Here is a 21,558-nt window from a genome sequence, read left to right on the forward strand (position 1 = left end):
CGCATATCGATTAGGGGGACTTCCATGTCTCGAAACGCCGCACGCCCGCTCTCTCCTCACCTCACCATCTGGCGGTGGGGGCCGCACATGCTGGTTTCCATCCTGCATCGCGCGACGGGCACAGCGCTCGCCATCGGCGGGGGCATCCTGTTCGCCTGGTGGCTGGCCGCCGCCGCCAGCGGGCCGGACTATTACGAATCGTTCCGTTATTATGCCGTCCAGGCGGAAGCGGGCGACACGCTGGGCTGCATCGTCAACGTCCTCGCGCGCATTGTCGCGATCGGGCTGACGTGGAGCTTCTTCCAGCACCTCTTTTCCGGCCTTCGCCATTTCGTGCTCGATACGGGCGCGGGCTATGAGCTGAAGACCAATCGCATGTGGTCGATCCTCACCATCGTGGGCTCGATCACCTTCACCGCCCTGATCTGGGGCTGCATCCTTCTGGCTAGGGGCTGATCGGATGGGAACGGGAACCGGCATCGGCCGCGTCCGCGGGCTTGGCTCGGCCAAGCATGGATCGCTTCACTGGTGGCAGCAGCGGCTGACGGCCGCGGGCAACGTCATCCTCCTCCTCTGGTTCGTGGTATCGATCTTCCGCCTGCCGGTGCTCGATTACGCGACCGTCACGACGTGGATCGGATCGCCCTTCGTGGCGGTGGCGCTCGTCCTGCTCACCGTATCGGTATTCTGGCACCTGCGCCTCGGCCTCCAGGTCTTCATCGAGGATTATGTGCATGACGATGCCTCGCGCGTCGCGGCCCTCCTCGCCCTCAATTTCTATGCGGTCGGCTCGGCCGCGCTCGCGATCTTCTCGATCCTGAAGATCGCGTTCGGTGGAGTTCATGGCTGATGTCCGAAGCCTATAAGATCATCGACCATATCTACGACGCGGTCGTCGTCGGCGCGGGCGGCTCGGGCCTGCGCGCCACGATGGGCGTCGCGGAAAAGGGTCTCAAGACCGCCTGCATCACCAAGGTGTTCCCCACCCGCAGCCACACGGTCGCGGCGCAGGGCGGCATCGCGGCGAGCCTCGGCAACATGGGTCCGGATCACTGGACCTGGCACATGTACGATACCGTCAAGGGATCGGACTGGCTGGGCGACCAGGACGCGATCGAATATCTCTGCCGCGAGGCACCGGCCGCCGTTTACGAGCTGGAACATGCCGGCGTGCCGTTCAGCCGCACCAACGAGGGCAAGATCTACCAGCGCCCGTTCGGCGGCATGATGCAGAATATGGGCGCCGGCCCGCCCGCGCAGCGCACCTGCGCCGCGGCCGACCGCACCGGCCACGCCATGCTCCACACGCTCTACCAGCAGAGCCTGAAGTATGACGCGGACTTCTTCATCGAATATTTCGCGCTCGACCTCATCATGGAGGATGGCGAGTGCAAGGGCGTGCTCGCCATCTGCATGGAAGATGGCAGCATCCACCGCTTCCGCAGCCATGCGACCGTGCTCGCCACCGGCGGCTACGGCCGCTGCTACTTCTCCGCCACCTCGGCCCACACCTGCACGGGCGACGGCGGCGGCATGGTGCTGCGCGCCGGCCTGCCTCTGCAGGACATGGAATTCGTGCAGTTCCACCCGACCGGCATCTACGGCGCGGGCGTGCTGATCACCGAGGGCGCGCGCGGCGAAGGCGGCTACCTCACCAATTCCGAGGGCGAACGCTTCATGGAGCGTTACGCCCCCTCCGCGAAGGACCTCGCCTCGCGCGACGTCGTCTCGCGATCGATGGCGATGGAGATCCGTGAGGGCCGTGGCGTCGGCAAGAACAAGGATCACATCTACCTGCACCTCGATCATATCGATCCGGCGGTGCTGGCGGAGCGCCTTCCCGGCATCACCGAGACCGGCAAGGTGTTCGCGGGCGTCGATCTCACCCGCCAGCCGCTGCCGGTGGTGCCGACCGTCCACTACAATATGGGCGGCATCCCGACCAATTATCACGGCGAGGTCGTGACGCTGAAGGACGGCAATCCGGACACGGTCGTCCCCGGCCTGTTCGCGGTCGGCGAGGCGGCCTGCGTGTCGGTCCACGGCGCCAACCGCCTGGGTTCCAACTCGCTGATCGATCTCGTGGTGTTCGGCCGCGCCACCGGCCACCGCATCACCGACATCATCAAGCCCAACAGCCCGCACGGCAAGATCAACAAGGAAGCGGACGACAAGGCGCTTTCCCGCCTCGATCGCTACCGCAACGCCAAGGGCGGCTCGCCCACGGCGGAAATCCGCAACAACATGCAGCGCACGATGCAGTCCGACTGCGCCGTGTTCCGCACGACGGAGCTGCTCACCGAGGGCATGGGCAAGATCGACAAGGTCTATCAGAGCCTCGCCGACGTCGGCATCACCGATCGCAGCCTGATCTGGAACACCGATCTGATCGAGACGCTGGAGCTGGACAACATGCTGCCCCAGGCCGTCGTCACCATGCACTCTGCCGCCAACCGGCACGAAAGCCGCGGCGCGCACATGCATGAGGATTTCCCCAACCGCGACGACGAGAACTTCATGAAGCACACCGTCTCGTGGTTCGAGGGCGAGGCAGGCAAGGGTGGCAAGGTGACGCTCGATTACCGTCCGGTGCACGATTACACGCTCACCGACGAGATCGAATATATCAAGCCCAAGGCGCGGGTTTACTGAGGACGGACCATGGCTGAATTCTCGCTTCCCAAGAACAGCAAGATCAAGTCCGGCGGCAAGGTCCACAAGGCCGAGCCCGGCGCCAGCAACGTCAAGACCTTCAAGGTCTATCGCTACGATCCGGATTCGGGCGAAAATCCGCGCTACGACAAGTTCGAGCTGGATCTCGACGAAACCGGCCCGATGGTGCTCGACGCGCTCATCAAGATGAAGAGCGAGCAGGACCCCTCGCTCACCTTCCGCCGCTCCTGCCGCGAAGGCATTTGCGGTTCGTGCGCGATGAACATGAACGGCAAGAACGGCCTCGCCTGCACCACCGCGATCGAGGATTGCAAGGGCGAGGTCCGCATCACGCCCCTGCCGCACATGGACGTGATCAAGGACCTCGTTCCCGATTTCACGCACTTCTATGCGCAATATGCCTCGATCCAGCCCTGGCTGAAGACGGTCACGCCTGCCCCCTCGGGCAAGGAGCGTCTCCAGTCGCCAGAGGACCGCGCCAAGCTGGACGGCCTCTACGAGTGCATCCTGTGCGCCTGCTGCTCGACCTCGTGCCCCAGCTACTGGTGGAACAGCGACAAGTTCCTCGGCCCGGCGATCCTGCTCCAGGCCTATCGCTGGCTGGCCGACAGCCGTGACGAGTTCACCGGCGAGCGGCTGGACGAGCTGGAAGATCCCTTCCGCCTCTATCGCTGCCACACCATCATGAACTGCGCGAACGTGTGCCCCAAGGGTCTGTCCCCGGCACGCGCCATCGCGGAGATCAAGAAGATGGAAGTCGAACGCCAGATCTGAGGCTTCGACAAACGGTGGAACCCCTCTTCTCCAGCGCCCCGGACCCGGACCATCCGGGCTGGAACCGCTGGGAGCTCAACGATCGCGATCGCTTCCTCGATCAGCTCGGCCGTGTCCTTGTCCGCCCCGAACCGGGCGGCAAGGCGCGGGTCCGCATGTTCCCGGAACGCCGCCATTCCAACATGATCAACGCCGTCCATGGCGGCGCGGTGATGGGCTTCGTCGATATCGCGCTGTTCGCCGGCGCGGAAGCCTGCGGCGCGAAGGCGGCCGGCAACGGCGTCACCCTGGATTTCACCGCCCAGTTTCTCAGCCGCGGCACGCTCGATGAGCCGCTGGACGCGGTGGTGGAGGTGCTGCGCGAGACCGGCCGGCTGATCTTCGTGCGCGGTCTGGTGGAACAGACCCACGGCATCGTCGCCTCCTTCTCCGCCACGCTGCGCAAGGCCGGCCAGCGATGAGCACCGTCAAGGATCGCTACGCCGATCTCATCGCCTCCGGCCAGCTCCGCCCTGATCCCGATCAGGCCAAGGTGGTGGATCGGCTGAACGCGCTGGCGGCCGAGCTTTCGGTGCGGCCCGAAAAGGGCAGCGTGCTGTGGCGGATGCTGCGCAAGGCGCCACCGCCGCCGCGCGGCCTCTACATCTGGGGCAGCGTCGGCCGGGGCAAGTCCATGCTGATGGACCTGTTCTTCGATTGCGTGGCCATGGAGCGCAAGCGGCGCGTCCACTTCCACGAATTCATGATCGAGGTGCATGATCGCCTCCGCATCGAGCGCGAGCGGGAGAAAGGCGATCCCATCGCCCCCGTCGTCGCCGCGCTGGCGGAGGAAGCCCGCCTTCTCGCCTTCGACGAGATGGTGATCAACAACACCGCCGACGCGATGATCATGAGCCGCCTGTTCACCGGCCTGATCGATGCCGGCGTGGTCGTCGTCACCACGTCCAACCGGCCGCCGAAGGACCTCTACAAGGACGGCCTCAACCGCGAGCATTTCCTGCCCTTCATCGCGCTGATCGAGGCGCGGATGGACGTGCTGACGCTGGACGGCCCGACCGACTATCGCCTCGCCCGGCTGGGCGGCGCGCCCACCTGGTATGTCCCCAACGGGCCGGAATCGACGGAAGCGGTGCGCGCCGCCTTCTTCCGCCTCACCGATTTCCCGCCGGAGGATTCGGTCCATGTGCCGAGCGCGGAGCTTGCCATCCATGGCGGGCGATCGATGCACGTGCCGAAAAGCCTGAAGGGCGTCGCCGTCTTCTCCTTCAAGCGGCTCTGCGCCGAAGCGCGCGGCGCCACCGATTATCTGGCGATCGCGCGCAACTATCACACCGTCATCATCGTCGGCATCCCGGTCCTCGGCCCCGAACGGCGCAACGAGGCCGCCCGCTTCAAGACGCTGATCGACGCGCTCTACGAACATAAGGTGAAGTTGATCGCCACCGCCGACGCCGAACCCGCCCAGCTCTACCCCTCGGGCGACGGTGCCTTCGAATTCGAACGCACCGTCAGCCGCCTCATGGAAATGCAATCCCGCGACTATCTCGCCGCCGGCCACGGCGCGGACTGAGGGCGGCATAAGGGGCCTGCGCGGATCGGCGGTGGTCATTCCTCTTAACGTCATGCCAGCGCAGGCTGGCATCGCTTTGAGGCTGGTGTAACCTCAACCCGCATGACCAGGGGCGGCTGGACCTGCATTCTGTCGAACAAGCCGAAGGGCATTCTCTATATCGGCGTCACCGCCAACCTGGCCGCGCGGATGATGCAGCACCGCACCGGCACGGGCTCGGCCTTCTGCCGCAAATATGGTCTCGACCGGCTCGTCTTCGCCGAACCCCATGACAGCATGGTCGAAGCCATCGCTCGCGAAAAGGCTCTGAAGGCCTGGAAACGGGATTGGAAAATCCGACTGATCGAACAGGGCAATCCTGAATGGGAGGATCTGTTCGATCGCATCCTGTAGCCGCCAGCGATGCCAGCCTGCGCTGGCATGACGTTATTCGGAACGCTCGCCCTCGTCCCTTTCACCCGAAGCCCTCGCCCCTTCCCCATCCCCGCCACCATGACCGCGGCACCGCAAGCCCCCGCAGTGACCGCCCACCACATCTCCCCTTGCCCAATGCCACGTCCGGTCATTACCAAGCTGGCCAGGTCGCAAAAACGGGAAGGGGCAAATGGCTGGAATGAAAATGATATTGCGCGCGCTCACCGGCGCGGCGCTGGCGGGTGCCGCGCTCGGCGCGATATCGGCGCCGGCCGCCACGCCCACCCCTTTCGCGGCGCCCGCCAAGGGCAGCCGTGCCGTCTACCGCAACGTCACGCTGATCGACGGCACCGGCGGTCCGCTCCGGCGTGGCATGGCGATCGTGATGGATGGCGATCGCATCACCGATGTCGTCGCCGATCGCGATCTGCCCGCCGCCGCGCTTGCCGGCGCCGATGTCGTCGATCTCAAGGGCCAATATGTCGTGCCCGGACTGATCGATACCCATGTCCACATCGCCACCCCGCCCGACCGCGTGCGCGCCGAGGCGGTGCTCCGCCGCAACCTCTATGGCGGCGTCACCGCGATCCGCGACATGGCGGACGATCTGCGCTCGGTCGCCGAGATCACCCGCGCCTCACGCCTGGGCGAGATCGCCGCGCCCGACATCTATTTCGCGGCACTGATGGCCGGCCCCAGCTTCTTCGACGACAAGCGCACCTGGGCCGTCTCCAAGGGCGTCACCCCCGGCGCCGTGCCGTGGATGCAGGCGATCACCGACGATACGGACATGCCGCTCGCCGTCGCCATGTCGCGCGGCACCGGCGCCACCGCGATCAAGGCCTATGCCAACATGCCCGGCCGCACCGTCGCCGCGATCGTGGCGGAGGCGCATCGCCAGCATTTCCCGGTCTGGGCGCATGGCGCGATCTTCCCTGCCAGCCCGGCCGAGGTGATCGGCGCGGGCGTCGATGTCGTCAGCCACGTCTGCTACCTCGCCTATCAGGTGTCGGACAGCGTGCCCGCTTCCTACCAGCAGCGCGTGCCCGTTGCTTATGATCGCCTCGCCAAGGGCGACAATCCGGTCATCGGCGGCCTGTTCAGGCAAATGGCCCAGCATGGCCAGATCCTCGACGCCACCGGCCGTGTCTATCTGGAATATGACGAGCGGGCCGCTGCCAATCCGGCCAAGCCGCCGCTCTGCACCGCCGATCTCGCCGCACGGCTGATCGATCAGGCGCGGCGGGCGGGCGTGGAAATCTCCACCGGCACCGACGGCACCAATGCGGCGGACAAGCCGTGGCCGGAACTGCACGACGAACTGGCCTTCCTCGTCGAACGCGCGAAGATGACGCCCGCGCAGGTGATCCGCTCCGCCACCCTCGTCGGCGCACGCGCCGCGGGGCAGGAAAAGGATATGGGCTCGATCGAGGCCGGCAAGCTCGGCAATTTCGTGGTGCTCGCCAGGAACCCGCTGGAGAATATCCGCAATATCGACAGCATCGTGATGACGGTGAAGCGTGGCCACGCCTTCCCGCGCACCGATTTCAAGCCGCTGACCAAGGACGAGCTGGGGGACGAGGAATGAGCCTGGAACAGGATCGCCGTGCCTTCCTGGCGCTCGGGGCCGGCATGCTGGCGGCACCGGCGCTCTCCGCGCCCGCACGCGCGCTGGCGGCCACGCCAGCCGCCGCCGATCCGATCGCGAACATGATCGTCATCAACGCGCTCGGCGGTTTCGACGATCCCAACGACCGGTCGGGCGATGCCGCGAAGGGCAAGGAAGGCCCCAGCCCGCTAATCCTCAAGCCCCGCGTCCTCGCCGATGCCCGCGCCTCGGGGCAGACGGCGGTGAACATCACCATCGGCTATGTCTCCGGCAAGAAGGAGCCTTTCCAGCAGAGCGTGGCCGATGTCGCGAGCTGGGATCGGCTGATCCGCGAAAATCCACGCGATCTCATCAAGATCCTCACCGCCGCCGATATCCGCCGCGCCAAGGCGGAAGGGCGGATGGGCCTGATCCTCGGTTTCCAGAATGCGGCGATGATGGGCGATGATGCCAGCCGCGTCGATATCTTCGCCGATCTCGGCGTCCGCATCGTCCAGCTCACCTACAATCCCGCCAACCAGCTTGGCGACGGATCGATGGCCCCGGAAAATCGCGGCATCACCCCGTTCGGGCGCGAGGTGATCGAACGGTTGAACGCCAATCGGGTGATGGTCGATCTCTCCCACAGCGGCCAGCGCACCTGCCTGGAGGCGGCCCGCGCATCGAAGCAGCCGATCTCGATCAACCATACCGGCTGTCGCGCCGTCACCGATGTGCCCCGCAACAAGACGGACGAGGAGCTGCGCCTCGTCGCCGATCGCGGCGGCTTCGTCGGCATCTATTTCATGCCTTTCCTCAACCCCACCGGCCATGCCCGGGCGGAGGATGTGGTCGCTCATATCGATCATGCCGTGAACGTCTGCGGGGAGGACCATGTCGGCATCGGCACCGATGGCGGCACCACCCCGATCGACGACCTCAAGGCCTATGAGGCGGACCTCGCGAAGGAGATCGCGGAACGCCGCGCCGCCGGAATCAGCGCCACCGGCGAACGGCCCGATACCTATCCCTTCGTCGTCGATCTGCGCGGGCAGGATCAGTTCCGCAAGCTCGCCGGCCTGCTGCGGCAGAAGGGCTATTCCACCGCACGGATCGAAAAGATCCTCGGCCTCAACTTCGTCCGTTATGCGGAGGAGATCTGGGCCGGGGAAACCCGGACATGATCGTCATCGGCCGGAAGGATGTGGCCCGCCATCTCGATCCGGCCGCCTGCATCGGTCTGATGCGGGATGCGATGATCGCGCTTTCGACCGGCAACAGCCGGCAATTGCTGCGCCAGATCGTCGATCTGGAAGGCGGCAATGCCTTCGGCGTGATGCCGGGCGCGCTGGACGGCGCCACCTTCGGCGCGAAGCTGGTGAGCGTCTATCCGGCGCGCGCCGCCCTTGGCGAGCAGACCCATCAGGGCATCATCGTCCTCCACGATCCGGCGAGCGGCACGCCGGTCGCGCTGGTCCATGCCGGCGAGGTGACGGCGATCCGCACGGCCGCCGCGTCGGCCGCCGCCACCGATGCGCTGGCGCGGCCCGATGCCAGGCGGCTGGCGATCCTGGGCTATGGCGAGCAGGCCTGGCATCACGCCGCCGCCCTCCCCCATGTCCGTGCCCTCTCCCACATCGCCGTCTGGGGCCGATCGCGGGCGAAAGCGGAGGCGTTCGCCGCGCGCATCCGCGCCGATCTGGGGATCGCTGCCACCGCCGTCGAGACGGCGGGCGGGGCCGTGGCGGATGCCGACATCATCTGCACCGCCACCGCCGCCGCCGATCCCATCCTGTTTTCCGCCGACGTGCCGGACGGCGCCCATATCAATCTGGTGGGATCGAGCCGGGCAGGCCCGGCCGAGGTCGATGGCGCTCTGGTGGCGCGCGGCCGCCTCTTTGCCGATCACCGCGCCGGCGCGCTGGCGCAGGGGGCGGAAATCCTCCGCGCGCTTCAGGCCGGCCTGATCGACGAGAGCCATGTGTTGGGCGAGATCGGCGAAGTGATGGCAGGCACGCTGCCCGGCCGGATCGCGGCCGCAGATGTCACGCTATACAAATCGCTCGGGTCGATCGTGCAGGATCTGGCGGCGGGCTGGCATCTCTACCGGCTGGCGCGGGAACGCGGCTTCGGCACCGACGCCGCGTTCGACTGACGATATCCTTCAGCCGGCCGTCCCGGCATAGAGCTTCGCGCGGGTGGGACGCACGAAGATGCGTTCGCCCTGCCCCGGCGCCGCGCCCTGGGCGACGTCGATCTCCACCAGCCGGTCGCTGCCTTCCAGCTTGCCTTCCACCCGCATCGAGCCGCTATTGGGGCGGACGAGCGTGACGGTGGCGGCGAGCCCGTTCGCGCCTTCGCCCACGATCTCCGCATCATGCGGGCGGAAGAACAAACGCGCCGCGCCGCCCATGCCCGCCAGCGTCGCCGGCGGCACATCCAGCAGCCGATCGAAGGCGATCACCCGGTCGCCGTCCACCGTCACCGGCACCTGGTTCGATTCCCCCACGAAATCGAACACGAAGGCGCTGGCCGGCTCGTCATAGATTTGCTGCGGCGTCGCCACCTGCTCGATCACGCCATGGTCCATCACCACCACGCGATCGGCCAGTTCCAGCGCCTCGTCCTGATCGTGCGTCACGAAGATGGAGGTCAGTCCCATCCGGTCGTGCAGCTCGCGCAGCCAGCGGCGCAGATCCTTGCGGACACGCGCGTCCAGCGCCCCGAACGGCTCGTCCAGCAGCAGCAGGCGCGGCTCGATCGCCAGCGCGCGGGCCAGCGCCACCCGCTGCCGCTGCCCGCCCGAAAGCTGCGCCGGATAGCGGTTGCCGAGTTGGCCGAGCTGGACGAGATCGAGCAGCTTCTGCACCCGATCGCGTATCTCCGCCTTGGCGGGGCGGTCGCGCCGCTTGCGGATGGTGAGGCCGAAGGCGACATTGTCCGCCACCGTCATGTGGCGGAACAGCGCATAATGCTGGAACACGAAGCCGACGCCGCGATCCGCCACCTTCAGGTCGGTTATGTCCTCACCGTCATAGAATACGCGGCCATGGTCCGGGAATTCCAGCCCCGCCACGATACGCAGCAAGGTCGTCTTGCCCGATCCGGACGGCCCGAGCAGCGCCAGGAACTCACCCGGCTCGATCTCCAGATTGATGTCGCCAAGCGCCGTGAACCCGCCGAAGCTCTTGCCGATAGTGTCGAGCCTGATGCTCAATGCCCGGTCCCCTTGCCGTGATAGTCATAGCGCCATTCAAGCAGGCTCTTCAGCACCAGGGTGACGAGGGCCAGCAGCGCCAACAGCGAAGCGACGGCGAAGGCAGCGATGAAATTATACTCGTTGTAGAGAATTTCGACATGCAGCGGCATGGTGTTCGTCTCGCCCCGGATATGCCCGGAAACAACGGAAACCGCGCCGAATTCCCCCATGGCGCGCGCATTGCAGAGCAGCACGCCGTAAAGCAGGCCCCAGCGGATGTTGGGCAGGGTGGCATGCCAGAAGGTCTGCCAGCCGGTCGCGCCCAGCGACAGCGCCGCTTCCTCGTCGTCGCGGCCCTGCTCCGCCATCAGCGGGATCAGCTCGCGCGCGACGAAGGGGAAGGTGACGAAGATCGTCGCCAGCACCATGCCCGGCACCGCGAAGATGATCTGGATGTCATGCTCCGCCAGCCACGGCCCCAGCCAGCCCTGCGCGCCGAACAGCAGCACGTAGATCAGGCCCGACACCACCGGCGACACCGAAAACGGCAGGTCGATGAAGGTGATGAGGATGCTCTTGCCCGGAAAATCGAACTTGGTGATGGCCCAGGCCGCGGCGATGCCGAAGACGATATTGGCCGGCACGCTGATCGCGGCGACCAGCAGGGTCAGGCGGATGGCCGCCAGCGCATCCGGCTCGACAATCGCGTCGAGATAGGCGCCGATGCCGCCGGCCAGCGCCTGCGCGAACACCACCAGCAGCGGCATCAGCAGGAAAAGGCCGAAGAAGCCGAGGCCGATCGCCATGATGACGGCGCGGGCCAGCCGCGATTCCGAAGTGGCTCCGTTGCGCATCAGTCCACCGTCCGCTTCCGGCTCCACGCCTGCAGCAGGTTGATGACGAGCAGCAGCGAGAAGGAGGCGATCAGCATCACCGTCGCGATGCCCGTCGCCCCCTGATAATCATATTGTTCGAGCTGGGTGATGATCAGCAGCGGCGCGATTTCCGTGCGATAGGGCATGTTGCCGGCGATGAAGATCACCGATCCATATTCGCCCACGCCCCGCGCGAAGGCCATCGCGAAGCCGGTCATCAAAGCCGGGAAGATGGCGGGCAGGATCACGCGGCGGAAGGTCTGCGCCCGCGTCGCGCCCAGCGATGCCGCCGCCTCCTCCACGTCCCGGCTCACATCGGCGAGCACGGGTTCCACGGATCGGACGACGAAAGGCAGGCCGATGAAGATCAGGGTGATGACCACGCCCACCCAGGTGAAGGCCACCTGGATGCCCAGCGGCTCCAGCACCCGCCCGATCCAGCCATTGGCGGTGTAGAGCGTGGTGAAGGCGATGCCGGCCACGGCGGTGGGCAGGGCAAAGGGCAGATCGACCAGCGCGTTCACCACCCGCTTGCCGGGAAAGTCGTAACGCACCAGCATCCACGCGATCAGCAGGCCGAACACCGAATTGATGAAGGCCGCCCCCAGCGACGCGCCAAAGCTCAGCCGGTAGGCGGCGATGGCGCGTTCGGAGAGCGCGACGTCCGCGAAATGCTGCCACCCCATTCCCGCCGTCTTGATGAAGACGGCCGAAAGCGGGATCAGCACGATCAGGCACAGCCATGTCAGGCTGAGGCCGAAGGTCAAGCCGAAGCCGGGGATGATCGATGGCGCCCGGAACAGCGGACGCCGCCTCACCCGGCCCCGCGGCCCGTCGGCGGCAAGCGAAGTCATGCGGTTCGCCTCAGCGCTTGATCTTGGCGAAGATCGTATCGAACACGCCGCCATCCGCGAAATATTTCGCCTGCGCCGCCTTCCAGCCGCCGAAATCCTTGTCGATGGTGACGAGGTTCAGCGTCGGGAAGGTCGCGGCATAGCGGGCGGCCACCTGCGGATCGCGCGGGCGATAGAAGTTGCGCGCGATCACGTCCTGCGCCTCGGGCGTGTAGAGATATTCGAGATAGGCCTTGGCGACCTCGGCGGTGCCATGCTTCTTCACATTGCCGTCGACCACGGCGACCGAAGGCTCCGCCAGGATGGAGATGGACGGCACGACGATCTCGAACTTGCCGGCTCCCATCTCCTTCTGGGCGAGGAAGGCCTCATTCTCCCAGGTGATCAGCACGTCGCCGATATTGCGCTCGACGAAGGTGGTGGTGGAACCGCGCGCACCCGAATCGAGCACCGGCACATTGGCCAGCAGCTTCGATACATAATCCTGCGCCGCGGCTTCCGATCCGCCCGCCTTGCGGCCATAGGCCCAGGCCGCCAGGAAGTTCCAGCGCGCGCCGCCGCCGGTCTTGGGATTGGGGGTGATCACCTTCACGCCCGGCTTCACCAAGTCGTTCCAGTCGCGGATATTCTTGGGGTTGCCCTTGCGGACGAGGAACACGATCGTCGAGGTATAGGGCGCGCTGTTGTCCGGCAGGCGCTGGCGCCAGGCGGGATCGAGCAGGCCCGGCTTCGCGGCGGCGATGGCATCGATGTCGTAGGAAAGCGCCAGCGTGGCGACATCCGCCTCCAGCCCGTCCTGGATCGCACGCGATTGCTTGCCCGATCCGCCGTGGCTCATCTTGAAGCTCACCGTCTGGCCATGATCCGCCTTCCAGTGGTTGGCGAAGCCGGCGTTGATCTCCTTGTAGAGCTCGCGCGTCGGATCATAGGAAACGTTGAGCAGGACGACACCGTCGCCCGGCGCCTTGCCGCCGGAACAGCCGGTGAGCGCAACCGCGCCCAGAAGCATGGCGATAGTCAGATTTCGTCTGCTGATGGGCATGATGGCCGTTTTCCTCCCACACGCCCTCATATCTCGATCACCAGAGTAGAGAACAAAGCAATCTTTGGCGAAGGCGAAGCTGCCGTTGCGGCCGCCAGCCGGCGGCCTCCGAAACGGCGAGGGCAATTGCATTTCATTGCCCCCTACCTAACGGAGCCGGCAGCGGAATCCTACCTTCGGTCGGCATATTGCCGGGCAGGCGGGCTGGACGGGATCGCCGGGCGGGCCGACGCTCCCACTGGCGGCGATCCGCCCTAGATCGCCTCCGTCGCCGCGATATCGGCGCCGTTCGCCGCGATGCGGATGGGCTCCATGTGCGCCGGCATGGAGCGGGACGGCTCTGGACGGGGAAGCGCCGATCCGTTGAGCCCGCGCACCACCGCCCAGATCGCCGCCTGCGTGCGGTTCATCACGTGCAGCTTGCGCAGGATCGCCTTGATATGGACCTTCACGGTCGCCTCGGTGATGTTCAGCCGGCGGGAAATCACCTTGTTCGCCTCGCCCACGGCCAGGCATTTCAATATCTCGATCTCGCGATCGGAAAGCTTCGCGGTCGCCCGGTTCGCCTCCCAGTCGCTGGACGCATAACCGAAATGCAGATTGGCCAGCGATTCGACGAGGCGCGACGGCACCACCCGCTGGCCAAGCGCGACCATGTTGAGCGCGGCCGCCACCTGCTCGCAGGAAACCTCCTTCTCGAGCACGCCGTCCACGCCCGACTCGAGCGCCTGCATCGCATATTCCATGTCCGCCCCGTCGACGAACATGGCGATCCGCATTTCGGGAAATCGCTTCCTGATTTCAGTGAGTTCGCTGGCATTGAAGGCAGCGTCGCCATCCACCACAAGGATATCGGCCGGCGACCGGGCAAGATCGGCCTCCAGCGCGTTCCAACCGCCGGCGGCTGCGACGACATTGAAGGCACCGTTCGCCAGCACCCGGCGCAGGCCTTCACGGACCAGCTCATAAGGAGCGAGAATCGCTATACTAATTGTACACTGCATGATTAATCCCCAAAACCATGCCATTAGGTGCGACCCTGAATCACTCCTTTTCTATCGGCCCGTCTCCATGTTGATACTCCTCAATAGTATCGAGAAATCCGAAAGGACGCTCTCACACTATTAACCAATTTTCAACTTTTTATGGAATCTTGACTGCTTGGAGGCACATTCCGATCTCGTCACGACCCCGGCCGTTCTTCAGGCGATTTGCCATCCGATTTGATTCTCAAGGATATTCGGCGCGGAGCGATCGGCGGCCACGCGAGCGGGGTCACACGCCGGGCAGCGCCTGATCGGCCCTGCCCCAGCCCGCCAGATCGCGGGAGGCCGCGCGGCGGACCAGATCGTCCACATCGCCGACATGCCAGGGCGCGGGCCTGTCCAGCGCGCGCAATTCCTCCCAGGTCAGAGGCGCTGCGACCGGGGCGCCCTCCCTCGCCCTGGCGGAATAAGGCATCACCGCCGTCGCGCCCCGCTCGTTGCGCAGATAATCGACGAAGATGCGCCCCTTCCGCCGCGCCTTGGCCAAGGCCGAGGTGAAGCGCTGGGGCTGGGTCTCCGCCAGCGCTGTCGCGAAGCGGCGGGCGAAATCCTTGACCTCCGGCCATTCCGCTTCCGGCCGGAGCGGCGCCACGACATGGACGCCCTTTCCGCCCGTGACCATCGCGAAGGTCGCCAGGCCGATGGCGGCAAGCTCGTCGCGGATATGGGCGGCGGCGGCCGTGACCTCGCCGAATTCCAGCCCCTCGTCCGGGTCGAGATCGAAGACCAGCCGGTCCGGCCGCTCGATGTCGGCGATAAGGGCGCCCCAGCCGTGGAATTCGATCGTGCCCATCTGCACGCAGGCGAGCAGGCCGGCGGCATCCTCGATATAGAGATAGGGCTCCTCCCCGCCGTCCTTCTCGCGGATGGGGATGTGGTGGACATGATCGCCGAAGCTGCCGGCATCATGTTTCTGGAAGAAGCATTTTCGCGCCCGACCCTGCGGACAGCGGACCAGGCTGATCGGCCGGTTCGCAACCCAGGGCAGCATCGCCGGCGCGATCGCCTCATAATAATCGGCGAGCGCGCCCTTGGTGATTCCGGCATCGGGGAAGATCACCCGATCGCGATTGGTGATCCGCACGGGGCTGGGCGATCGTTCGGCAAGCTCGGCCACGGGCACTTCCTCCTCACGGATGACGGCTTCGGCGGGCTTGTCCTCGCGCAGGCCGATATAGCTTGGGTGGCGGAGAACGCCGTCGCCCGTGAATTCTGTGAAGGCGACCTCCACGACCAGCCGGGGTTCGATCCAATGGGCGCCGCGGGTCGCGGCACGGGGGGCGGAGACCGGGGCCGTGGCGGTTTCGAGCGGCTTCATCGCGGCGAGCAGGCGATCGATCTCGGCCATGTCGAAGCCGGTGCCGACCTTGCCGGCATAACGCAGCCCGCCCTCCTCGTTAAGGCCGAGGAGCAGGGATCGGAAGCCCCTGTTCCTGTCCGACGAAGTCCAGCCCAGCAGCACGAATTCCTGGCGGTGGAGGCACTTCACCTTCACCCAGCTGCCGGATCGCCTGCCGGCATAGGCCGCGTCCGCCCGTTTCGAGACGATGCCCTCCAGCCCCGCCTTGCACGCCTTTTGGAAAAAGGCCTCGCCCCGGCCGGCGACATGATCGGCATAATGCAGATGATCGCCGCCCGCCCCGATCAGTGCCGCCAGCCGCTGCTTGCGCTCGAGGAGCGGCAACGCCGTCAGATCCTCGCCATCGAGGGTGAGGAGATCGAAGGCGAAGAAGATGATCGCCGCCGGATCGCCCTTGAGCGCGGCCTGGAGAGCCTGGAAGCTGGACCGCCCTTCCGCATCCAGCACCACCGCCTCGCCGTCGATCAGCGCGGAACGGACGGCAAGGCCGGCGGCCTCGGCGACGACAGCGGGAAAGCGATCCGACCAGTCGAGGCCCGAGCGGGTATAGGCCCGCGCCTTGCCGCCGCCCACCGCCAGCAGCAGGCGATAGCCGTCATATTTCAGCTCATGCAGCCAGCGGTCGCCGGCGGGCGCATGATCGACCAGCGTGGCAAGCTGCACCGGCCGGAAGGGTGGAGGCGAATCCGCGCGGCCCCGCATCGTGGCGGGCTTCGCCTTCCCTGTCCCGGCCGCCGCCTTCGCGGTGGCCCGCTTCGGCGGGGCCGCGCCATCGGCGATCTCGGCCATGCTGCGCCCGCTTTCCACGCTGGTGAGATATTGGCCTACCAGATCGTCCGGCCCGCCTGCGAAATCATCGTCCACCTTGCGGAGCAGCCAGTTCTCGCGCTTTTCCCCGGCGCGGGGCTTGAGGCGGACGAGCAGCCATTCCCCCTTCATCCGGCGGCCGTGGAGGATGAAATGGAGATGGCCTTCCTCCAGCGTGCGGCGCGGGTCCTTGCCGGGCATCGGCTCCCACGTGCCTTCATCCCACAGCATCACCGTGCCGCCGCCATATTGGCCCTTGGGGATGATGCCTTCGAAATGGGCGTAATCGAGCGGATGATCCTCCGTCCGCACCGCCAGCCGCTTGTCCGCCGGATCGGGGCTGGGGCCGCGCGTGACCGCCCAGCTTTTCAGCACGCCGTCCATTTCCAGCCGGAAATCATAATGGAGCCGGGTGGCATCATGCTTCTGGACGACGAAGCCGTGCCCCGATGCCGGCCGCGTCGCACCGGAAGGTTCGGCCGTGCGGCTGAAATCGCGCATCGCGCGATAGCGATCGAGCGCCGCCTCGCCCTTCGCCGCCGCCGCCCTCACTTTGGGTTTCGGCCGGGGTTTGCCCGCGGCGCGGGACACGGCGGATTTCGCGCGCGCCATGGCCGGTCAGGCCCGCTTGCGGCTGGCGGCGCGGCCGGGCTTGGCCTTCGCCGCCGGCGCCTTGCGCGCGGCCGGCTTGGCGGCGGGTTTCTTGGTCGAGGCGGATTTGCCGCCGCCCCGGCCGGGGGGATTGTCCAGCGACCGCTTGAGCGCCGCCATCAGATCGATCACGTTGCCGCCGCGCGGCGCGGGGGCCTCGTCCGCCTCGATGCTGATCGCCCGGCCCTTCTTCTTGCGTTCGATCAGCGCCTTCAGCGCGTCGACATAGCGATCGTGGAACTCGGCGGCGTCGAACCTGCCGGCCTTCTTGTCGATCAGGGTTTCGGCCATGTCGAGCAGCTCGGGATCGGGCCTGGCATCTCCGATGCCCCGGAAATAGCTGGCGGCCTTGTTCACCTCGTCCGCATAGCGCAGCGTTTCCAGCACCATGCCGCGCCCGCAGGGCTTGAGGCTGACGACATATTCGCGCCCGCGCATGGCAAGCTGGCCCAGCCCGATCTTGCGGGTGCGGCGCAGCGCCTCCCGCAGCACGATGAAGGCTTCCTCGGCCAGGTCATCCGCCGGGACGACATAATAGGGCTTTTCGAAATAGATCGGATCGATATCGTCGCTGTCGACGAACTGGGTCAGCTCCAGCGTCTTGCGGCTTTCCAGCTTGACGCCTTCGATCTCCTTCTCGTCGAGGAGGACATATTCTCCCTTCTCATATTCGAAGCCCTTGATGATCTCGTCCGTATCCACCGGGCCGATGCCGGGCACGACCTTCTCATATCGGATGCGCTTGCCCGAAGGCTCGTGGATCTGGTGGAAGGCGATGGTCGCGCCGCTCTTCGTCGCGGGGAAGATCTCCACCGGGATCGATACCAATGCGAGCCTGATCTGGCCGCGCCAACTGGGCCGTGCCGCCATCGCGGTCCCTCCATGAGCGCCCTTCCCACCCCTCAATCCGGGAGGAGGGCGGAGGTTCCGCCGGATCGCCGGGGCGGCGCCCCGGGCCGCAGGATCGAACGGTGTGGCCGGACGTTCTGGGATGATCGCCGCCACGGGCGATCGTTCGCGCGCGGCCCCCGGCCCGGCCTTCCGGGCGCCATTGCCAGGGGAGAGACGAGATGAGCATCGCACCCAAGCTCCGCCAGTTCCTGGATGACGAGCATGCCGATTACGATCTCGTGGTCCACCCGCCGACCAAATCGGCGATTCAGACCGCCAGCCTCGCCCACATCCCGCCCGATCGGCTGGCCAAGGCGGTGCTGCTGGATACGGAAGGAGATTATCTGCTGGCCGTGCTGCCATCCGACTGCAAGGTGCAGCTGGGTGACCTGCGGGCCGAGTTGGGGCAGAAGCCCCGGCTGGCCGGCGAGGACGAGGTGGGCCTGATCTTCGACGATTGCGCGATCGGCGCGGTGCCGCCCTTCGGCACGCGCTACGGCGTCGTCACCATCGTCGACGACAGCCTGGAGGACCAGCCCGACATCTATTTCGAGGCCGGCGACCATGCCTCGCTGATCCACATGGACGGCGGCGAGTTCGCCCGCCTCTGCGCCGATGCCCGCCACGGCCGCTTCAGCGAGCGCTGGTCGGTCATGGAATAAGGGAGATGGCGGCCGCCTGCGGGAAAGGCTTGCAGGCGGCCACGCCGGGCCTTATGGCGCGCCCGCGCCGGCTTGACCGGTCAGGCGGAAGACAATAATACGCACTATTGCGAATCTTTCGCATTAAAGCGATTGTGAGCGGGGCTAAACAAATCCGCGCTTCGAAAATCGCGACACGCATATCATAGGGGCGGCGGGCGGCCTGGCTGGGCCGGATGCCGCCCGTGTATCGGAGCAACTGGCGAGGATGGACGACCGGACAGGCACGCGATCTCGCGCATTCACCGCCACCGTCACCGCAAGCTGAGGACAATCATGTACCTGTTCACCGATCGCCTGGCCATCCGGGCTTACGCCGCCCAGCGGAACGCAAGGCCGTGAGCGAGATGCAGCCCGCGCTCGCGCCTTCCACCGCGCTTTCGGTGGAGGAGGTTCGTTCCGTGCGCCACTGGAACGAGCATCTGTTCAGCTTCTCGATCACCCGCCCGGCCAGCTTCCGCTTCCGTTCGGGCGAATTCGTGATGATCGGCCTGCCCGGCGACAACCGCCCGCTGCTGCGCGCTTATTCGATCGCGAGCCCGGCTTATTCGGACGAGCTGGAATTCCTGTCGATCAAGGTGCCGGACGGTCCGCTCACCTCGCGCCTGCAGAAGATCCAGCCGGGCGACCAGCTCTTTCTCGGCCGCAAGCCCACCGGCACGCTGGTGACGGATGCGCTGCTGCCCGGCAAGCGGCTGTTCCTGCTTTCCACCGGCACCGGCCTTGCCCCCTTCCTCAGCCTGGTGCGCGATCCGGACGTGTATGAATATTACGAGCAGATCGTGCTCGTCCATTGCGTGCGCCATGTCAGCGACCTCGCCTTCCGCGACGTGCTGGAGGCCCAGCTTGCCGATGATCCGCTGGTGCAGGATCAGGCGCTGGTCCAGTTCAGCTACCTGCCGACGGTGACGCGCGAGCCGTTCCACACCAGCGGCCGCATCCCGGCGCTGATCGAAAGCGGCCGCCTGTTCGACGGGCTGAACGGGCCGCGCCACCTCGATCCCGAAACCGATCGCATCATGCTGTGCGGCAGCATGGACATGATCCGCGATCTCGCCGCCCAGTTCGACGGCATCGGCTTCGAGGAAGGATCGAACGCCAAGCCCGGCCATTATGTGATCGAGCGGGCCTTCGTCGGCTGACACGGACCTCCAGGGCGCCCACCCGCCCTGGAGCCCCGAAAGCCGATGGGCATCCCCGAATATGATGCCCCATGATGACGCCGTGCCGGCGCGGGCTGGCATCGCGTTGCCCCTGTCGAACCTCCTCCGGCATGATCGTCGCCGCCGACGATGCCAGCCTGCGCTGGCATGACGTTGGAGAGATGGGCGCGGAGGATAAGCAAGCCCTCCCCGCCTTCGTCATGCTGAACTCGTTTCAGCATCCACCCATCGACGCAGGCGAAGCTCGATTTGGGGAACGCCCCCGAAACAGGGCCTGGTGGCGCCGCATCTTCCAGGTCGGCCCCACCAGAATGGCCTTCCGCTGAACCGGAAAGGCCGGAGCGGGATCAGCCGCGCGGCGAAAGCCGGCCGGCGCGATAGTCCGCGACCGCCAGCATCAGCCCGCGAATCTCGGCCATCGGCACCGTGGCGCGGACACCGGCATCGCCGTCCGCTTCCTTGAACTTCACGTCCCAGCCCTGCGCCCCTCCGTCGACGATGGCGGCCAGCACGCCCTCCTCGATCTGGAAGACCAGCTCGCTCGTCAGCGGACAGGCGCCGTTGAACTCGCCGGTGGAGCAGACATCCTCGCCGCGCCTGTCGCCAGCGATCGGGCGGATGGCGAGCGTGCCGTCCGCCAGCCGGTAATGGACGGCGGCATAATCGCGCCGCTGGCCGATATAGCGCACCCGCTGATGCACCTCATAGCGCGCAGCACCGCTCCGCCGGTCGATCCGGGCGACGAGATAGCCATCCCCCCAGGTGCCACCGTCAAGCCGGACCTGCCGGGCATGGGCCGTGCGGGTGGAAAGAAGGGTGTCGGGTTCCAGATCGTCCGCCGCGACAGTGATCGCGGCGCGGAAGGTGGCCGCGTCCGGTGGGGAAACGCCGCCCGCCACCGCCGGCCCCGTGGCCAGCGCAGCCGCCAGAACAGCCAGGACCGGAACGGACACGCGCATCGCAACCTCCATCGTCAGGCCGCCGAACATGGTCAACGGCATATAAAGGATAGGCCCGGCCGGCGGTGCCTGACACGGAAAATCTTGCCGGAATCGCCTCATCGTCCGATATCGGGACGGCCGGATCGTTTCCGGCTTGCATTTTCCTTGTGAGGAAATGTTGCCCATGCGCCAGCACCGGCAAATTCAAGGGCATAAGCGCCGTGCGATCGTTGACGCGGGGATTTGGCCACCTATTTCCTTGCCGAGATGAATCCATTGACCGTCCCGCATCCATGACCGCGCCGTCGATCCTGCTCGTCGAGGATGATCCGCCGCTGCGCACGCTGACCACGCGGGCGCTGCAGGAGAACGGCTATGTCGTCCGCCCGGCGGCGACGGCGGCCGAGATGTGGGCGACCTTCGATGCCGGCCCCGTCGATCTGGTGCTGCTGGACATCATGTTGCCCGGCACCAGCGGCATCGACCTCTGCCAGATGATCCGCCGCAAGAGCGACGTGCCGATCATCTTCATCAGCGCCAAGGGCAGCGAGACGGACCGGGTGGTCGGGCTGGAGCTTGGCGCCGACGATTATCTCGCCAAGCCGTTCAGCACGCGCGAGCTGGTGGCCCGCATCCGCGCCGTGCTCCGCCGCGGCGGGCTGGAGCAGCGCGGCAACGGCGTGCCCTCGCAGAAGGCGCGGTTCGATGGCTGGACGGTCGATTTCTCCCGGCGGGAGCTTTATTCGGAAAGCGGCGCGCTGATCTCGCTCACCGGCGCGGAGTTCGATCTGCTGGCGAGCTTCCTCAGCCATCCGCAGCGGGTGATCGCGCGCGAACGGCTGATCGAGCTGTCGCGCGCCCGGATCGGCGATTCCTCCGATCGCAGCATCGACGTGCTGGTCAGCCGCCTGCGCCGGAAACTTTCCACCGGCAGCAGGCCCGCGCCGATCATCACGGTGCGCGGCGTCGGCTACATGCTGAACACGCCCGTCACCCGCGACTGACCGGC

22 protein-coding genes are annotated in these 21,558 nt (G+C 66.4%); 14 read left to right on the forward strand and 8 right to left on the reverse strand.

The genetic code is table 11. The annotated features are described in order from the left end of the window. Positions 1–24 precede the first annotated feature (24 nt). The 10 genes from sdhC (at position 25) to BHE75_RS15130 (ending at position 9,174) form a co-directional block, all read left to right on the forward strand. The gene (sdhC, locus tag BHE75_RS15085) at positions 25–456 is read left to right on the forward strand and encodes a succinate dehydrogenase, cytochrome b556 subunit (RefSeq protein ID WP_041864783.1); all 432 of its coding nucleotides are present in this window, start codon (positions 25–27) and stop codon (positions 454–456) included. A 4-nt stretch (positions 457–460) separates the two neighbouring features. Beyond that, on the forward strand, positions 461–850 hold the full coding sequence (gene sdhD / locus BHE75_RS15090) for a succinate dehydrogenase, hydrophobic membrane anchor protein (RefSeq protein ID WP_015457608.1): 390 nt from the start codon (positions 461–463) through the stop codon (positions 848–850). Then, complete coding sequence (gene sdhA / locus BHE75_RS15095; RefSeq protein WP_015457609.1) at positions 850–2,652, forward strand: succinate dehydrogenase flavoprotein subunit; 1,803 nt, start codon at positions 850–852, stop codon at positions 2,650–2,652. Before sdhD ends, sdhA begins: the two co-directional genes overlap by 1 nt. A gap of 9 nt (positions 2,653–2,661) precedes the next feature. Beyond that, on the forward strand, positions 2,662–3,447 hold the full coding sequence (locus BHE75_RS15100; protein WP_015457610.1) for a succinate dehydrogenase iron-sulfur subunit: 786 nt from the start codon (positions 2,662–2,664) through the stop codon (positions 3,445–3,447). A 14-nt stretch (positions 3,448–3,461) separates the two neighbouring features. Continuing rightward, a complete protein-coding gene (locus tag BHE75_RS15105; RefSeq protein ID WP_015457611.1) occupies positions 3,462–3,908 on the forward strand; it encodes a PaaI family thioesterase in 447 nt (148 codons plus the stop codon). Continuing rightward, positions 3,905–5,017, forward strand: a complete 1,113-nt coding sequence (gene zapE / locus BHE75_RS15110; RefSeq protein WP_015457612.1) for a cell division protein ZapE — start codon at positions 3,905–3,907, stop codon at positions 5,015–5,017. The genes BHE75_RS15105 and zapE overlap by 4 nt, the downstream gene beginning before the upstream one ends. A gap of 102 nt (positions 5,018–5,119) precedes the next feature. Further along, positions 5,120–5,410, forward strand: a complete 291-nt coding sequence (locus BHE75_RS15115; protein WP_070934355.1) for a GIY-YIG nuclease family protein — start codon at positions 5,120–5,122, stop codon at positions 5,408–5,410. Positions 5,411–5,621: 211 nt separating this feature from the next. Next, positions 5,622–7,019 (forward strand): amidohydrolase family protein, encoded by a 1,398-nt coding sequence (locus BHE75_RS15120; protein ID WP_254684464.1) that lies wholly within the window; start codon positions 5,622–5,624, stop codon positions 7,017–7,019. 2 nt (positions 7,020–7,021) lie between these two features. Next, positions 7,022–8,203 carry a membrane dipeptidase gene (locus BHE75_RS15125; protein ID WP_070935959.1) on the forward strand — a complete coding sequence of 394 codons (1,182 nt, stop codon included), beginning with the start codon at positions 7,022–7,024 and terminating at the stop codon, positions 8,201–8,203. After that, positions 8,200–9,174, forward strand: a complete 975-nt coding sequence (locus BHE75_RS15130; RefSeq protein WP_070934357.1) for an ornithine cyclodeaminase family protein — start codon at positions 8,200–8,202, stop codon at positions 9,172–9,174. The genes BHE75_RS15125 and BHE75_RS15130 overlap by 4 nt, the downstream gene beginning before the upstream one ends. A gap of 9 nt (positions 9,175–9,183) precedes the next feature. On the opposite strand, the gene BHE75_RS15135 is transcribed toward BHE75_RS15130, so the two are convergent. The 7 genes from BHE75_RS15135 to BHE75_RS15165 form a co-directional block, all read right to left on the reverse strand. Beyond that, on the reverse strand, positions 9,184–10,236 hold the full coding sequence (locus BHE75_RS15135; RefSeq protein WP_070934358.1) for a sulfate/molybdate ABC transporter ATP-binding protein: 1,053 nt from the start codon (positions 10,234–10,236) through the stop codon (positions 9,184–9,186). Beyond that, a complete protein-coding gene (gene cysW / locus BHE75_RS15140) occupies positions 10,233–11,072 on the reverse strand; it encodes a sulfate ABC transporter permease subunit CysW (protein ID WP_015457618.1) in 840 nt (279 codons plus the stop codon). Before cysW ends, BHE75_RS15135 begins: the two co-directional genes overlap by 4 nt. Beyond that, on the reverse strand, positions 11,072–11,947 hold the full coding sequence (gene cysT / locus BHE75_RS15145) for a sulfate ABC transporter permease subunit CysT (protein WP_070934359.1): 876 nt from the start codon (positions 11,945–11,947) through the stop codon (positions 11,072–11,074). Before cysT ends, cysW begins: the two co-directional genes overlap by 1 nt. Before the next feature lie 10 nt (positions 11,948–11,957). Continuing rightward, complete coding sequence (locus BHE75_RS15150) at positions 11,958–12,989, reverse strand: sulfate ABC transporter substrate-binding protein (RefSeq protein ID WP_041864784.1); 1,032 nt, start codon at positions 12,987–12,989, stop codon at positions 11,958–11,960. 254 nt (positions 12,990–13,243) lie between these two features. Beyond that, positions 13,244–13,993, reverse strand: coding sequence for a LuxR C-terminal-related transcriptional regulator (locus BHE75_RS15155; RefSeq protein ID WP_070934360.1), 750 nt, complete (start codon positions 13,991–13,993; stop codon positions 13,244–13,246). Between the two features lie 271 nt (positions 13,994–14,264). After that, positions 14,265–16,814, reverse strand: a complete 2,550-nt coding sequence (gene ligD / locus BHE75_RS15160; RefSeq protein WP_084653246.1) for a DNA ligase D — start codon at positions 16,812–16,814, stop codon at positions 14,265–14,267. A 6-nt stretch (positions 16,815–16,820) separates the two neighbouring features. Continuing rightward, positions 16,821–17,723: a Ku protein gene (locus BHE75_RS15165; protein ID WP_070934361.1), complete on the reverse strand. Its 903-nt coding sequence runs from the start codon at positions 17,721–17,723 to the stop codon at positions 16,821–16,823. 200 nt (positions 17,724–17,923) lie between these two features. Between BHE75_RS15165 and BHE75_RS15170 the strand changes: the two genes are divergently transcribed. From BHE75_RS15170 to BHE75_RS15180, 3 genes are all read left to right on the forward strand, one after another. Continuing rightward, positions 17,924–18,406 (forward strand): aminoacyl-tRNA deacylase, encoded by a 483-nt coding sequence (locus tag BHE75_RS15170; RefSeq protein ID WP_070934362.1) that lies wholly within the window; start codon positions 17,924–17,926, stop codon positions 18,404–18,406. Between the two features lie 386 nt (positions 18,407–18,792). After that, complete coding sequence (locus tag BHE75_RS15175; RefSeq protein WP_015457625.1) at positions 18,793–19,587, forward strand: ferredoxin--NADP reductase; 795 nt, start codon at positions 18,793–18,795, stop codon at positions 19,585–19,587. A 131-nt stretch (positions 19,588–19,718) separates the two neighbouring features. Then, the gene (locus BHE75_RS15180) at positions 19,719–19,934 is read left to right on the forward strand and encodes a hypothetical protein (RefSeq protein WP_070934363.1); all 216 of its coding nucleotides are present in this window, start codon (positions 19,719–19,721) and stop codon (positions 19,932–19,934) included. A gap of 21 nt (positions 19,935–19,955) precedes the next feature. On the opposite strand, the gene BHE75_RS15185 is transcribed toward BHE75_RS15180, so the two are convergent. Next, a complete protein-coding gene (locus tag BHE75_RS15185) occupies positions 19,956–20,561 on the reverse strand; it encodes a hypothetical protein (protein WP_191225204.1) in 606 nt (201 codons plus the stop codon). Positions 20,562–20,842: 281 nt separating this feature from the next. Between BHE75_RS15185 and BHE75_RS15190 the strand changes: the two genes are divergently transcribed. Further along, positions 20,843–21,553: a response regulator transcription factor gene (locus BHE75_RS15190; RefSeq protein WP_015457627.1), complete on the forward strand. Its 711-nt coding sequence runs from the start codon at positions 20,843–20,845 to the stop codon at positions 21,551–21,553. The last annotated feature ends 5 nt before the right edge of the window (positions 21,554–21,558 follow it).

The organism is Edaphosphingomonas haloaromaticamans, assembly GCF_001853345.1.
In the GTDB taxonomy this organism is placed as follows: Bacteria; Pseudomonadota; Alphaproteobacteria; order Sphingomonadales; family Sphingomonadaceae; genus Sphingomonas_E; species Sphingomonas_E fennica.